Annotated in this window: 13 protein-coding genes and 1 pseudogene; 5 read left to right on the forward strand and 9 right to left on the reverse strand. The window is 73.1% G+C overall.

The genetic code is table 11. The annotated features are described in order from the left end of the window. Positions 1-118: 118 nt before the first annotated feature. The 7 genes from ACGFNH_RS07185 to ACGFNH_RS07215 form a co-directional block, all read right to left on the reverse strand. Positions 119-1486: a pyridoxal phosphate-dependent decarboxylase family protein gene (locus ACGFNH_RS07185; protein WP_393652010.1), complete on the reverse strand. Its 1368-nt coding sequence runs from the start codon at positions 1484-1486 to the stop codon at positions 119-121. Positions 1487-1556: 70 nt separating this feature from the next. Beyond that, a complete protein-coding gene (locus ACGFNH_RS07190) occupies positions 1557-1841 on the reverse strand; it encodes a hypothetical protein (RefSeq protein WP_393652011.1) in 285 nt (94 codons plus the stop codon). A 195-nt stretch (positions 1842-2036) separates the two neighbouring features. Continuing rightward, on the reverse strand, positions 2037-2789 hold the full coding sequence (locus ACGFNH_RS07195; protein WP_393652244.1) for an NUDIX hydrolase: 753 nt from the start codon (positions 2787-2789) through the stop codon (positions 2037-2039). A gap of 77 nt (positions 2790-2866) precedes the next feature. Next, positions 2867-4207, reverse strand: a complete 1341-nt coding sequence (locus tag ACGFNH_RS07200) for an FAD-dependent oxidoreductase (protein ID WP_393652012.1) — start codon at positions 4205-4207, stop codon at positions 2867-2869. A gap of 233 nt (positions 4208-4440) precedes the next feature. Continuing rightward, positions 4441-4755 carry a DUF4326 domain-containing protein gene (locus ACGFNH_RS07205; protein ID WP_393652013.1) on the reverse strand — a complete coding sequence of 105 codons (315 nt, stop codon included), beginning with the start codon at positions 4753-4755 and terminating at the stop codon, positions 4441-4443. An 18-nt stretch (positions 4756-4773) separates the two neighbouring features. Next, the gene (locus ACGFNH_RS07210; protein WP_393652014.1) at positions 4774-5391 is read right to left on the reverse strand and encodes a PaaI family thioesterase; all 618 of its coding nucleotides are present in this window, start codon (positions 5389-5391) and stop codon (positions 4774-4776) included. 217 nt (positions 5392-5608) lie between these two features. Further along, positions 5609-5908, reverse strand: a complete 300-nt coding sequence (locus tag ACGFNH_RS07215; protein ID WP_393652015.1) for a putative quinol monooxygenase — start codon at positions 5906-5908, stop codon at positions 5609-5611. Between the two features lie 143 nt (positions 5909-6051). Between ACGFNH_RS07215 and ACGFNH_RS07220 the strand changes: the two genes are divergently transcribed. From ACGFNH_RS07220 to ACGFNH_RS07230, 3 genes and pseudogenes are all read left to right on the forward strand, one after another. Beyond that, the gene (locus ACGFNH_RS07220; protein ID WP_393652016.1) at positions 6052-7011 is read left to right on the forward strand and encodes a GlxA family transcriptional regulator; all 960 of its coding nucleotides are present in this window, start codon (positions 6052-6054) and stop codon (positions 7009-7011) included. Positions 7012-7091: 80 nt separating this feature from the next. Continuing rightward, positions 7092-7403: pseudogene (locus tag ACGFNH_RS07225) on the forward strand (ArsR/SmtB family transcription factor); the annotation flags it as partial. 116 nt (positions 7404-7519) lie between these two features. After that, positions 7520-8416, forward strand: a complete 897-nt coding sequence (locus ACGFNH_RS07230) for an SRPBCC family protein (protein WP_393652017.1) — start codon at positions 7520-7522, stop codon at positions 8414-8416. 607 nt (positions 8417-9023) lie between these two features. Here the strand turns inward: ACGFNH_RS07230 and ACGFNH_RS07235 are convergent. Beyond that, a complete protein-coding gene (locus ACGFNH_RS07235; RefSeq protein WP_393652018.1) occupies positions 9024-10481 on the reverse strand; it encodes a PLP-dependent aminotransferase family protein in 1458 nt (485 codons plus the stop codon). Here ACGFNH_RS07235 and ACGFNH_RS07240 point away from each other — a divergent pair. Continuing rightward, positions 10480-11616 (forward strand): DMT family transporter, encoded by a 1137-nt coding sequence (locus ACGFNH_RS07240; protein ID WP_393652019.1) that lies wholly within the window; start codon positions 10480-10482, stop codon positions 11614-11616. The two genes, ACGFNH_RS07235 and ACGFNH_RS07240, sit on opposite strands and share 2 nt — an antisense overlap. Positions 11617-11725: 109 nt before the next feature. Continuing rightward, entirely contained in the window at positions 11726-11932 is a 207-nt protein-coding gene (locus ACGFNH_RS07245; RefSeq protein WP_393652020.1) for a DUF1918 domain-containing protein, read from the forward strand. A gap of 69 nt (positions 11933-12001) precedes the next feature. On the opposite strand, the gene ACGFNH_RS07250 is transcribed toward ACGFNH_RS07245, so the two are convergent. Continuing rightward, positions 12002-13252: a glycoside hydrolase family 10 protein gene (locus tag ACGFNH_RS07250; RefSeq protein WP_393652021.1), complete on the reverse strand. Its 1251-nt coding sequence runs from the start codon at positions 13250-13252 to the stop codon at positions 12002-12004. Positions 13253-13299 lie beyond the last annotated feature (47 nt).

A 13299-nucleotide genomic window follows, 5' to 3' on the forward strand; every position in this document is an offset into this window, starting at 1 on the left:
ACGGAATACGGCAGCTTTATGCAATCGAGTTCCGTTCCGGTCCGGTCCGCCTGTGTTTTGCGACCGAGGGTTTCGGTCGGCGGACGAGCCCGCTGGCCGGTGGATCCTTCGTTGCGTGTCAGGCCGTGGCGGCGGCGCGGCGGATCGCGTCGAGCGCCCGCGTCACGTCCTCGTCCGTCGTCGACCAGTTGCTCACCGAGATCCGCATGACGCGCCGGCCACGCCAGGTGGAGCCGCTGATCCAGGTCGTGCCGTCGTCGAGCAGCCGGCTGAGCACCCGTTCCGTGCGTTCGTCGCTGCCGAACTCGGCGCAGACCTGGGTGAAGACCACGTCGTTGAGAACAGTCGCGCCGTCGATCGCCGCGATCCCGGCGGCGAACGCGGAGGCGTGCCGGCACAGCCGCTCGACGAGGTCGGCCACACCCGACCGGCCGAGCGACCTGAGGGCCGCCCACACGGTAAAACCCCTGCCGCGCCGGGAGAGTTCAGGCACCTTGTCGCTGGGGTCACCCTGTTCGTGCTGGATGAGGTAGTCGCCGTGCACGCCCATGGCCGCCCGGACCGTGGCCGGGTCGCGCACGATCGCGATGCCGCAGTCGTAGGGGACATTGAGGGTCTTGTGGGCATCCGTCGCCCAGGAGTCGGCGTCCGCGCAGCCCGCCGTCAGGTGTGCGTACGGCGGCGAAACGGCGGCCCAGAGCCCGAAGGCGCCGTCGATGTGCACCCAGGCGCCCGCCTCGCGTGCGGCACGGATCGTCTCGGCGAAGGGATCGAAGGCGCCGGAGTGGATCTCCCCGGCCTGGAGGACCACGATCGTGGGGCACTCGCCCGCGGCCGCGAGGCTGCGCCGCAGGGCGTCGGGATCGATGCGCCCCTGGTCGTCCGCCCCGACGGCGTCGGGGTGCCCGAGTCCCAGGTAGCGCAGCGCCACATCGATGGCCATGTGGCGTTCCTCGCCGACGACGACGTGCACGGCCGGTGCGCCCGCGAGTCCGTCGCGGGCGACGTTCCAGCCGGCGCGCCGGAGCACCGCGTCCCGCCCGGCGGCGAGGCAGGTGAAGTTCGCCATCGTGGCACCCGTGGTGTACCCGACGGCGCTGCCGCCCGGCAGGCCGAGGAGGTCCAGCAGCCACGCTCCGGCGATGTCCTCCGCCGCCGTGTACGCGGGTGAGACGGCGCGCATCACGCAGTTCTGGTCCCAGGCACTGACCAGCCAGTCCGCGGCCAGCGCGGCCGGTTCCGTGCCACCGATCACGAAGCCGTAGAAGCGGCCGCTGGGAAACGCGGTGAGTCCCGGCTCGCAGGCCGTGGCCAGCAGATCGACGACGTCGGCGGGCGGGCTCGGGTCGTCGGGCAGTTCGGCACCGAGCGCGCGCACGATCTCCTCGGCCGAGGCGCGGGCGGGAACCGGGCGGTCGGAGAGGCTCGCCAGCCAGCGCAGGGCATGGTCGTACGCCTGTCGAAGCGCCGCCTCGCGCGCGTCCATACCTCCGGACTATGGGACAGCCCCCGCCACCGCGCAAGCCGCGACGCTTCCGGCGGAGGGGCCCGGGCCGCTAGGAATGCGCCACGACCTCGCCACCCGTGACCTCGGGAGGGCTGGGGAGCAGGGAGGCGAGGCGTTCCCGTACGAAGTCCGCTGCCCTGTCGTTCGACTCCTCGGCGCCGGCCCGGTCCTGGAAGACGGTGGTCGAGACCATCACCCCGCCCCCGGCATCGGCCCAGTAGTAGGCCACGAAACCTCGGACCTGGCGGATGAGCGGCACGAACCCCTCGCTCACCCGGCGTCCCGCCTCGGCCGGGTCGATCACGCCCTCGTACCGCCGCACCACTGCGTACATATCCGGTCTCCTCACCGCATCGCGCTTCCGTCTCTGCGGTGACGGCGTACCCGCGTCGGCACGCGTGGCGGGCGCGGACGCCCGGCAATCACCGGAAGGGCTCGCACCGGTGATCCGAACAGCGGCCCTTGATCCGAACAGCGGCCCTCCCGCGGCCGACGGTGGAGGGTCCCGCCGCCGCGCGAGCCGGAAGCATCAGGCGCCGCGGCGGTGCGCCTGATCGGCGTACCGGCGGAGGACCGCGTCCAGATAGTCCACGTGCGGGCCGCGGAGATCATCCGCCGCGTCGGCCGGGGAGCGGACGAGCGCGATCCGGTCCAGTTCGGCCTCCCTGCCCAGGGCCGTCTCCGCGGACACCAGGGCCGCATGGCGGTCGTGCAGCCAGGCCGCCGGGCGGGGTGGCGCGAGGAAGAGGACGCCGACGTTGCCGTTCGTGCCCCGCGTGACGCACCACAGGGTCAGGTCGTCCGGCGGGACGTCGGCACCGGTCTCCTCGGCCAGCTCGCGCGCGGCATGACGGCGAAGCGCGGCCGTGTCGAGAGGCGCGTGGCTCTCCGGTGGTTCGGCGGTGCCACCGGGCAGCTGCCAGCGCCCGGGAGCGGCCGTCGACGGCGAGCCCCGCCCCGCCACCAGGCGCCCGTCGTCGTCCGGCTGCAGGACACCGACGAACAGGGACGGCAGCCATGACGTGGCGCCGGGGACGCGCCGCAGCGCACGGTGCCGGTAGGTCGTCCTCGCCCAGGAGATGACCAGCCCGCCAGCGCCGTCCGCGTCCAGCCCGGTGCAGGCCGCCACCGGCCCGTCGAAGAGGCAGGGGTTTGCGCGTACGGCGTCGTCCCAGGCGCGGTCCATCGCGGACCGATGTTCGGGTGGCACCCGCGGAGCAGCGGTCTCGGCCAGGCGGAGCCGGTGAACGTCCAGGAATTCCACGCCCGTTGGTTGCCGCATCAGCTCGGTCACCGGGTCATGCTGACATGTGTCGGCCCCGGTTCCACGATCCCGGAGACCGTCCGCCGCCCCCAGCGTCACCTGTGCATACGGCGCAGGGCGTCCATCGCGCTCGACACGACCCGGCGGTCGGACCAGCGGGCGAGGCGGTGCGCGTAGTGGCCCGCGTTGAAGCCGAGCAGGAGGGGTTCGCCGAAGACCTTGTGGCCGTTGACCCAGTAGGGCCACAGGCCCGGCTCATCGGGGTCGAACCATTCGAGGACGTCGGCGTCGCGGTCCCAGAACACGTCGTCGAAGCGGAGCCAGAGCTTGTCCATCAGCCCCGCCCCGAGCGCGTCGACGGCGTTCCGCTTGGCGGCGGGCAGCGGCGGATCGAAGGTGATGCGGCCCGCCTTGAGGACGCCGATGGGCACGGTCACCACACAGTGGTCCGACTCGACCTCTTCCCCGCCGTCGAGGACGGCGGTCGTCCCACCCGCGCCGTGACGGACGGCGGTGACCGTGGCACCCGTACGGACCGGGATGTCGCCGCGGAGCCAGTCGATGAGCCGGTCGTAGCCGTCGGGCAGCAGAACGTCTCCACCGCGGCCGCCGGTGCCCTCCTCCAGGGCGCTGACGGAGATTTGGCCGGGCTCCGCGGCGTACTCCTGGGTGTACGTCAGGTTGGCCGCCCAGCGCAGTCCCGCCGATGGGTTCTCGGGGAAGACCGCGGAGACGGGGGTGGTGTCGGGGTCCTCGACGGCGTCGAGCTTGCCGGTGTGGCGGGCGAGTTCGGCCATGGCCGCCTCGTCCGTGCCGGCCGTGTTGTCGTAGTCGAAGGGCGAGGAGCGGCCCCCGGTGCGCTTCAGCAGTTCCGTGACCGGGTTGCCGCGCCAGGAGTGGATCCAGGAGGCCCCCATCTCCGCGGGCACCCCGGCGAGCCGCCGGGTCCATGTCCGGCCGCCGGTGCGGTCGCGCCCCTCCAGGACGCGTACGCGCATGCCCGCGTCGGCGAGGGCGCGGGCGCAGCCGAGTCCGGCGAACCCGGCGCCGATGACCGTGACCCGCGCACCGTCGCGGGCGGTCTCCAGGATGTCGCGCGCGGCCCTGCGGCCGCTGAGCAGCGCACCGGTGGTCGTCGCCGGCGCCTCGCCCGAGGTGGCCTCACCGGCGAAGTGCAGCCGTTCACCGACCGGGGCGGCCAGCTTCGTCCGCACCGATGTGCCCAGGGGGCCGGGGGCGAGAAAGGAGTACGCGCACAGGGCGAAGGGGTCGGTCGACCACGAGGTGCGCAGGAAGGAGACCGGTTCGGGAATGCCGCGCCTGGTGGAACGGGACGGACCGCAGCCCGCTGCCGCCCACGCCGCTGCTGCCGCGGACGAGACCGCACCGGTCACGGTGAGAAGGCCGCGCCTGCTGACGATCCTGCGCTCCGTCATGGTCTCCCTCGTTCCGTCGCGGGGTGCCGCGTCGCGGCCTGCGTCATGGCGCCGTATCCACGTATCCACCTGGGGTCGCGGCCCGACCGCATCCCGTAGGACGCTTCCATGGGGCGAACGGCTGCCTGCGCGCCGACGGAATATCGTTCCGGAGAGCGGGACTTCGGCCCGGCGAACGGCAACTCCGGCCCAGGGAAAGGGACTTCGACCCGCCGCACCGACGGAGGAAGGCCCTACGCGTCGAGGGAGTCCGCCAGCTCCGCGATGACCTGGGCGTGGCACGCCTCGGGGACGCACCAGCAGCCCAGCCGGCGGCCGCGCAGATCCGGCAGCAGCTCCAGCAGGTCCGGGCGGCCGAGCAGATACGCGCGGTACTTCGCCACGACCTCCTCCCGCGTGCCGTCAGGACCCGGGCGGAAGGGGCTGGCGAGCGGCGATCCCTTCAGGTCCCATCCGCCGCGGTGCATCGCCCTGCCGACGTAGACGACGTCCGCATAGTCGGGATCGTCGCGGTGGCCCTTGAGATTGACGACCGTCGTCCTGGTCATGTGATCCATCCTCGCTCTTCAGGCCGTGCCGGGCACGGCGAAGACGGCGCATGTGGTCGTCCCGTGCGCGTACAGCTTTCCGTCGGCCACCCCGGTGATCCGCGCCTCCGCGGTCGCCGTCGTACGGCCGACATGCACGGCTGCGCCCTCGCAGCGCAGCGTCGGGGTGGTGCCGAGGACAGGGCGGACCAGATGCACCCCGAGCTGAACGGTGGTGTACGCGCGGCCGGACGGCAGGGCGCTGAGCACCGCCGTACCGAGGGCGGAGTCGAGGAGGGTCGCCATGAAACCGCCGTGGACGGTGCCCATGGGGTTGAAGAGGTGCTCCCCCGGCTCGCCCTCGAAGACGGCGCGGCCTTCCTCGACCTCCACGAGCCGGAAGCCGAGGGTGCCGCAGATCGGCGCCGCAGGGAGGCTCCCGTCCAGGCTCATGCGCGCCAGCTCGAGCCCCGAGCGGCCACCGACGTCCGCGTACGACGTCGGCGGGTCCCAGGTGTGGATACGTGAGCGGACACCCGCGGCATCCGTGCCGTGTCCGGTACCGCCGCCGTGGTCGACGTGAGTGTCGGTTCCGGTCGCGGTGGTCTCCGGCGCGGTCGCGGGCGTGGCGGGATTCTGGGCGGCGGGCTGCGCCATGGTGCGTTCCGTCCCTCGAACGCCCCGTCGGGCGGGGCCTCTAATGACCCGTCGGGTGGGGCGTGTTGTCGATGTGCGTGCGGTACGGGGGCGAGAGGTGCTCGCCCCCGTACCGCGAATCTAGGCGCGTACGGCGGTCCCCCGGGAGCGTCGCTCACGACAGCTTCCATAGCGTTCCCGACAGAGCTGACGCTCCCGGGCCGCACACGGGGCCGGATCAGGGAAGCTTGACCGCCAGGACGTCGACGGGCCGGATGTCCGGCGCCTCGGCGAGCATCGTCTGCGCCGCTTCCATCAGCGCGGCGGCGATCCTGCCCTCCAGGTGGCCCTTGCGGCCGTCCTCGTCCTGGAAGGTGTCGAACACGCCGAACGTGGTGGCGCTCTGGCGGAACGCGAACCAGGTGACGGTGTGCTCCTCCTCGCGGGCGGCCTGCACTGCGTCCCGCAGCATGGCGTCGACCTTGTCGGCGTACTCGGGCTTGGCTTCGATCCTGGCCAGCAGGCCGAGCTTGGTCATGGTGCACTCCCGTGGGGTGGTGGTCGAATTCGGATTCGGTGGCGGTGCCGTCGCACCGGCCGCTGTCCGGACATCAGCAAACCTAGGAGGCCGAGCCCTCGCCTCCCAGTGTCGCAAGCGACGCTTCCGATACGGTTTCCGTCATGGATATAGCAGTGCTGGCGTACGACGGCGTCTTCGATTCGGGGCTCGCCGCGATCCTCGACGTCCTGGACGGGGCGAACGGCATGCGGACGGAGCTCCCGGAGCCGCCGCCCGCCTGGAACGTCACGACGGTCGGCTTCCGCCGCCGGGTCCGTACGGGCGCGGGCCATGTGGTCACGACCGCGCCCGTCGCCGAGGCGGAGAAGACCGACCTGCTGCTGGTGCCCGCGCTGGCGGAGCGGCGCCCCGACGCGCTGATCGCGCACGTCTCGGGACCGGCGTCCGCGGCGGCGCGGCGACTGGTGGTGGCGGCGCGGGAGCGCCGCACCCCCGTGGCCTCGGCCTGTACGGGCACCTTCCTGCTCGCCGAGTCGGGCGTGCTCGACGGGCGCCAGGCGACGACGAGTTGGTGGCTCGCACCGTACTTCCGCAAGCGCTACCCGGCGGTGACGATCGACGAGACCCGCATGGTGACGTCGTCGGGCGGAGTGACGACGGCGGGCGCGGCCTTCGGCCATGTCGACCTCGCGCTCGCCATCGTCCGGATGAGCAGCCCGGTGCTCGCCGACCTCGTCGCGCGCTATCTGGTCGTCGACGAACGACCCTCCCAGGCGGCGTACACCATCTCGGCCGCCCTCGCGCAGAGCGATCCCACCCTGGCCGCCTTCGAGCGCTGGGCGCGCGTGCACCTGGACGAGCCGATCTCCATCGCGGACGGCGCGCACGCCATCGGGGTCAGCGAGCGCACGCTCCAGCGGGCCGTACGCCGCACGCTCGGCACCTCCCCGGTCCGCTTCGTGCAGGACCTGCGGGTCGAGCGGGCCTCGCATCTACTGCGGACCACCGGTATGCCGCTGGACGTCATCGCCCGCAAGGTCGGCTACGAGCACGCCAACACGCTCCGGATCCTGCTCCGGGAGCGCACCGGGACGACGGCGGGTGAGCTGCGCCGCCGCTGATCGCGGGCGCGGCAGCCGTCCGGCTTCCCCTCGCTTACATTCCCTTGCAGTTATATAGCTCTGGGAGTATGTTCGAGGGCGTGTCCATACCCTTCGACGTGCTCGCGGAGCCGGCCCGCCGGCGGATCCTCGATCTGCTGCTGGAGCGCCCCCGCCTGGTCGGCGAGCTGACCGACCACCTCGGGCTGAGCCAGCCCGGTACCTCCAAGCATCTGCGAGTGCTGCGCGAGGCCGGTCTCGTCCATGTCCGCCGGGATGCACAGCGACGGTGGTACGAGCTGCGCCCGGAGCCTCTCGCCGAGATCGACGCCTGGCTCGTGCCGTACCGGCGGCTGTGGGAGGAGCGGCTCGACGCCCTCGAACGGCACCTCGACACGATGCCGGAAGGCCCCGGTGCCGCGCCGGAGCCCGGTGCCGTGGCAGAGCCCTGTGCCGTGGCAGAGCCCCACGCCCTGCCGGACACCGACGCCGCGCCGGACGTCCCCGGCGCCGACCGGAAGGATCAGTCATGAACGAGACGCTGACCACCGCGGACGGCCGGCCCGTCCTGCGCATCGAGCGGCGACTGGCCCACTCGCCCGAGAAGGTCTGGCGGGCCGTCACCGAGCCGGAACACCTCAGCCGGTGGTACCCGTTCCGGGCCGCCGAACTGGACCTGCGCCTGGGCGGGAAGATCCGCTTCGACGACGGCGCGGGCACGACGCTGGACGCCGTCGTCACCGAGCTGGACCCGCCGCGGCTCTTCGCCTTCAGCACCCGGGCCCCGGCGGAGATGACCCGCGAGAGCGACGACCTGATCCGCTTCGAACTCACCCCGGAGGGCACGGGCTGCCTGCTGGTCTTCACCCACATCTTCGACGACCGCTACGCCGCGGCGAGTTACGCCAGCGGCTGGCAGGTCTGCCTCGACGCCCTGGAGGCCGTGGTGGACGACCGGCCGGTCGAGCCCGGCTTCCCTGTGGCCGCGATGCACGACCGCTACGTCGAGAAGTTCGGGCTGAACGGCGGGGTGTACTCGGACACCGCGGACGGCTGGGTGGTGCGTTTCGAGCGCCAGCTCACCCAGCCCGCCGAGCGGGTCTGGGCCCTGCTGGCCGGCGAGGGCGGCACGGCGGCCGGGGCGGGCGGCGCGGTGCCGCCCGCGTTCACGAACGACCGCGTGCCCGCGGGAGCCGTCACTTCGGCCAAGGAGCCCGAACTGCTGGAGTACGCATGGGAGTCGGGCGGCAATACGGCGGGCCGCGTCCGCTGGGAACTGACGAACGGTACGGGTCATGGCGCCCGGCTCGTTCTCACCCAGACCGGCCCCGGCGAGCTGACGGCGGAACGGCACACGGCACTCACGGCGTGGAAGCGCCGCATCACCCGTCTGGCGGAGGAACTGCGCGACCTGCCACGAGCCTGAGGCTCGCGGGATGCGCCGCTGTGCACGCCATCGCGCACACCGCCAGGCACGGTGGACCCGGGACCCACGGCACGGCCCGCCGGACCGGCCGGTCTTCTCGGCACTGACTCCAGCAGAGAAGATTCCGGTCTGCGACGCCTCCGTCCTGCCCGCGGCGGGCGGCCTCGCCGCTGCGCCCGCGTCGGCCGGCCGGCCGAATCCCGCCGCCGCGCGGCGCGTTCAGGCACGGGCAGCAGCGCGGGACAACGGCGCCCGGGAAGCCCGGCCATGCCCCGTGGAGCCGTGACCGCCATGGAGACCCTCATCGTGCGGCAGGGGCCCGGCACCGACTCGGGCGAGATCCCGGCACCGACTCGGGCCAGATCGTGAAGAAGGACCGGGGATCGCGATTCTGCATCATGGAAGAGGTGCACGGCCGGCCGTACGACGCGTACGGGCACGACACGATGCGTGCGGGCACGACGGCGCAACGCGCCGGGCCGAGCTCCGCTCCCGGCGGGTACGTCATCAGCGTGTGCCTGACCGGCCGGGGGCGCGGCCGCCCGTAACCGCGCAACCGACGTCCACCCGTCTCTCCAGCGCCGTCACCCGCCCCTCGGGACCGCCCTCAGCGGCCGATCGCCTCGTCGCACGCGGTCCTCAACCGCCGTACGCCCTCGGCGATTTCGGTCGCGCCCGCCACGCCCGCGAAGCTCAGCCGCAAGTGCGGGGCGGGTGGTTCAGCGGCGAAGTACGGGGCTCCGGTGGCGACCGCGACGCCCGCGCGCAGTCCGGCGGTGGCCAGCACGTCCTCGTCGGTGCCTTCCGGCAGCCGCAGCCAGAGGTGGTAGCCGCCCGACGGCACGTGGGTGAGCGCCAGTTCGGGCAGCTCACGGCGTACCGCGGCCGCCATCGCGTCGCGGCGGGCCCTCAACTCCGCGCGGACCGTGCGCAGATGGCGCGGCCAGGCGGGCGCGCCGACCAGTTCGAGCGCAGCCTCCTGGAGCGGACGAGGGACGAAGAAGCTGTCGACGACCTGGATCGCGCGCAGCCTGCTCAGCACGGGCCCGCGGGCGGCCAGGGCTCCGACCCGCAGGCTGGGTGAGGTGATCTTGGTCAGTGAGCGCAGGTGGACGACGACCCCGTCGGGGTCCTCCGCCGCGAGCGGCGGTGGCAGCGTCCCCGCGTCGTCGTGGACGAGGACGCGCGCGAAGTCGTCCTCCACCACGAACGCGCCCGCCTCGCGCGCGGCGCGCAGGACCTCGCTCCTGCGATGCGGGGCGAGCACGGCCCCGGTCGGGTTCTGGAACAGCGGCTGGCAGACGAAGACCCGCGCCCCCGTCGCGCGGAAGGCGGCCGCCAGCAGCTCGGTCCGTACGCCGTCGGCATCCGCCGGGACCGGTACCGGGCGGAGCCCCGAGGCCCGGGCGACCGCGAGCATGCCCGGGTAGGTGGGCGACTCGACGAGCACGGCGGCGCCGGGCGGCGCGAGCGCGCGCAGCGCCGTGGTGAGGGCGCTCTGGCCGCCCGCGGTGATCAGCACCTCGGAGGCGCCCACGGGGCCCGCGGGTCCGCCGATCTCGCGCGCGAACCATGCACGCAGCTCCGCCAGGCCCTCCATCGGCGGGCGGCCCCAGGCTCCCGGGCGCCGTCCGGCCCGGGCCAGGGCCGCGGCCATGGCCCGTTCCGGCTGGAGGGCAGGGTGCAGATAGCCGCCGTTGAACTCGATCACGCCGGGCGGCGGTGCGGCGAGCGTGGCCAGCACCCCGGAGGCGTCGACCGTACGGGGAATGGGCTCGCCGGATGCGGAGGCCGATTCGGCGCTGAGGAACAGCTCCTGCCACGAGGTGTCGCCCGGCTCGGGCGTACGGCGGCGGGGTTCGGCACGGAAGGCGCCGGCGCCGGGACGGGTGACGACGAGCCCCTCTCCCGCGAGGACGGCCAGCGCCCGCGTGACCGTCACCGGGCTGACGCGGTAGCGCTCCACCAGAGCCCGACTGGATGGCAGCTTCTCACCGTACGAGTAGCGGTTCAGCTCTGTACGCAGGGTTTCCGCCAGCTCACCCACACTGCTACGCTCTTGCATGAGAAGCGAGGATAGCGCTATCGAGACCGTGGCGATAGCGGCGGGAAGCGGAATCCCCGGCGCGGTGAACCCCCGGACCAGCGCGGGCGCGGGCACGCAGACCGTCATGGCCGAGTACGCCCCGCGAACCGGACAGGCCGCCACGGCCGGGCAGGCACCCGAGGCCGGGCACACGACCGCGACCGGACGGGCACCCCGGACCGGACAGGCACCCGGGACCGGACAGACATCCGCGGCCGGAGAGACCTCCCTCCCCGGGCAGACGTCTCACGGCACGGCCAACGCAGGCGGCACCCTCCTCGCCGCCCTGGCCGTGGCCGCCTTCTCCCTCACCTTTCCCGCGACCGCATGGGCACTGGAGGGCCTGGGCCCCTGGAGCGTGACCACGGCCCGTATCGTCCTGGCCGCTCTCATCGCCGGTAGCTGCCTGCTCGCCCGTCGCGTCCCGGTCCCCCACCGCCGCCACTGGGCCGGGCTGCTCGTCGTCGCCGCCGGTGCCGTCGTCGGCTTCCCGCTGCTGACGACGCTGGCGCTGCAGACGTCCACCACCTCCCACGCCGCCGTGGTCGTCGGACTGCTGCCGCTGACCACCGCCGCGTACTCCGCCGTCCGCACCGGGGCCCGGCCGTCCCTGATGTTCTGGGTCGCCGCCCTCGCCGGGGCCGCGGTCGTCATCGCCTTCGCCCTGGTGCAGAGCGGCGGCACCCCGACGACCGGGGACCTGTATCTCTTCGCCGCCCTGCTGGTCTGCGCCGCCGGCTACGCCGAGGGCGGGCGCCTCGCGCGCGACCTGCCGGGCTGGCAGGTCATCGGCTGGGCCCTGGTCGCCTGCCTCCCGGCCGCGCTCGCCGGTGCCGTGTTCGCGCTGCTCGCCGAGCCCGTGCACCTCACCGGTCACGCGGTGGCCGGGGTTCTCTGGCTCGCCGCGGGCTCCCAGTTCCTGGGGCTGCTCGTGTGGTACCGCGGCATGGCCGCAATCGGCGTCACGCGAGCCAGCCAGTTGCAGCTCGCCCAGCCCCTGCTGACGCTCGTGTGGTCCGTCCTGCTGCTGGGAGAGCACCTCACTCCCGCCGCCCCACTGACGGCCGCAGCCGTGCTCGTCTGCATCGCGGTCACCCAGCGGGCCCGGTCCTGACAGGCCGCCCAGGGGGGTGCGGGAACCGGTTGCCGCAATACACTTACGGAACGGAGCACCACACTCTGGGACATCAGGCGCAGCACCCCTGAGCGGAAGGTCACCGCAGATGGAAGCGAAGAAAGGCGACACGCTGCTCGTCCACGGCAGGACGGTCGGGCACCACGACCGCACGGCCAAGATCGTCGAAGTGATGGGGGACCACGGCGAACCGCCCTACCGGATCCGCTTCGAGGACGACGGCAAGGAGTGCGTGGTATCCCCGGGCCCCGACGCGATCGTGCGGCACCCGGGAGAAGCCATCCCCGGACGCTAGGCAGGCGCCGGCCGGCAGAGACGGCAGAGACCGGCAGAGATCAGGACGGGCCGAAGGCGCTCCGCAGGCTCAGCGCGGCGGGCGCACCGGCGTCGGATAGTGGTCGGCGACCACTCGGGCCATTGCCCCGATGCGGTCGGCGGCCACTTCCTTTGCCGAGAAGAAGACATTGCCGCGGACCTGCGGGAAGTCCCGGTCGAACGTCAGATGGCGGGACAGCTCGGCGGGATCCTGCCAGGGTGCGGGCTGCGCCGGGTCGCCCGCCTTGTAGAGCGCCTCACCGATGAAGAGGTCCACGCCGGTCCCGTCGACGACGTCCGCCCACCAGGGCACGAGCCTGGCGTAGTCGGCGACGGTGAACCCGATGTTCCAGTAGACCTGGGGCACGATGTAGTCGATCCAGCGCTTGCGGACCCAGCCGCGGGTGTCGGCGTAGAGATCGTCGTAGGTCTGCACCCCCGCCTGGGTGTCGGAGCCCTCGGGGTCGGTGGCCCGGTTGCGCCAGACGCCGAAAGGGCTTATCCCGAACCGCACACGCGGCTTGAGCTTCCCTATGCGCAGCGCGGTCTCGCGGACGAGGCGGTCGGTGTTGTCGCGCCGCCAGGCGGCCCGGTCCGGGAAGCCCGCGCCGTACGCCTCCCAGGCCGCGTCGTCGTCGAAGACCTGCCCCGGAGACGGATACGGGTAGAAGTAGTCGTCCCAGTGCACGGCGTCGATCGGGTAGCGCCGTACGGCGTCGAGCATGGCGTCCTGGACGAAGCGCCGGACCTCGGGCAGGCCCGGGTTGTAGTAGAGCTTGCCGCCGTAGGGCACCACCCACTCAGGGTGGAGCCGCGCGGGGTGGGTGGGGACCAGCAGGGACGGGTCGGTGTGGTTGGCGATCCGGTACGGGTTGAACCAGGCGTGCAGCTCCAGTCCGCGCCGGTGAGCCTCGCGCACCGCGAAGCCGAGCGGGTCCCAGCCCGGGTCCTCGCCCTGCCGGCCCGTGAGGTACTGACTCCAGGGCTCGTACGGGGAGGGCCACAGCGCATCGGCGGTCGGCCGCACCTGGAAGATCACGGCGTTGAGCCGGCGCTGCACCGCCGTGTCGAGGAAGGCGAGGAGCTCGGCCTGCTGCCGCTCCGCGGGGAGTCCGGGCTTCGAGGGCCAGTCGCGGTTGGCGACAGTGGCCAGCCACATGCCGCGGAACTGCCGCTGCGGACGGCGGATCACCCCGGGATCCCCCTCGGGCGCGTAGGCGATCGCGTCCCCGGCCGTCAGCAGTCCGGACAGCGTTCCGGCCGCCCCGGCCGCGAATCCTCTGCGTGAGATATGCCTCATGACGCGCCCCCTCCGTGCCAGGAAGTCCCGCCCTACGCACCCAGCAT

This window comes from Streptomyces sp. NPDC048639, from assembly GCF_043199075.1.
Taxonomy (GTDB): Bacteria; Actinomycetota; Actinomycetes; order Streptomycetales; family Streptomycetaceae; genus Streptomyces.